Genomic DNA, 758 nt, shown 5'->3' with positions numbered 1-758 from the left:
GGCGCGGCCCTGGCCGTTGGTGTTGTCCACGAAGGCGCCCAGCGGCGAGCTGCAGCCGGTCTGACGCCACGAGCCGGCTTTCTGACCGCGTACGTCGAAGAAGTTCGCGTTGATCGCGATCGTGGGCTGGCCCATTCGCTGCCACGCCTGCAGCGGCGCATAGAGTTCCGACGCCTGCCAGAGGCCCTCGCCGGTGCGGGCGCCGGGGTTGTTCTCGCAGCGCGCCTGATCGCCCTGGTGCGTGTCGACCAGCAGGTGGGGCGAAAGCCGGCCCGCGGCGTTCTTGATGATCATCAGGTGGCCGCCGTTGTTCATCTCGTACCAGCTGCCACCGGCGTTGAGCATCGGTGCGGGATGGCCGGGACCGAAGTTATAGACCAGGTAGGAGCCCTTGGTGGTGTTGATGGCGTTGGCCAGCAGATCGCGGCCGTCGGCGGCGTGCGCGACCGGCTGTCCGGTGGTGCACGCGAGGACAATGCCGGCGACGATGGCGGTGCAGCCGGCCACCAGCCGGCGCAAGCTGGCGCCTCGGGTCAGCACGATCGCCCTTTCCGCCCGGATCTGAATACAACATAAACATCATCAGTCACATCCGTCACACTGTCAATTTAGATAACGGGCGGATGACGCTCGGGCGGCGGTCGAATTACGTTTGCTCGCTTGGGCTTTCGCTCGACGGTTCCGGCTCGTGGCGTCAGACCGGCTGCAGCTCGCCGCTGGGCGCCTTCGTGGACAACACCAACGGCCAGGGCCGCGCC

2 pseudogenes are annotated in these 758 nt (G+C 66.9%); one reads left to right on the top strand and one right to left on the bottom strand.

The annotated features are described in order from the left end of the window. Positions 1–567: pseudogene (locus A5704_RS11925) on the bottom strand (hypothetical protein); the annotation flags it as partial. Between the two features lie 113 nt (positions 568–680). Here A5704_RS11925 and A5704_RS29195 point away from each other — a divergent pair. Then, a pseudogene (locus A5704_RS29195) lies at positions 681–758 on the top strand (hypothetical protein); the annotation flags it as partial.

Source organism: Mycobacterium sp. E735, assembly GCF_001666955.1.
In the GTDB taxonomy this organism is placed as follows: domain Bacteria; phylum Actinomycetota; class Actinomycetes; order Mycobacteriales; family Mycobacteriaceae; genus Mycobacterium.
This window is presented reverse-complemented; position numbering and strand designations above follow the sequence as displayed.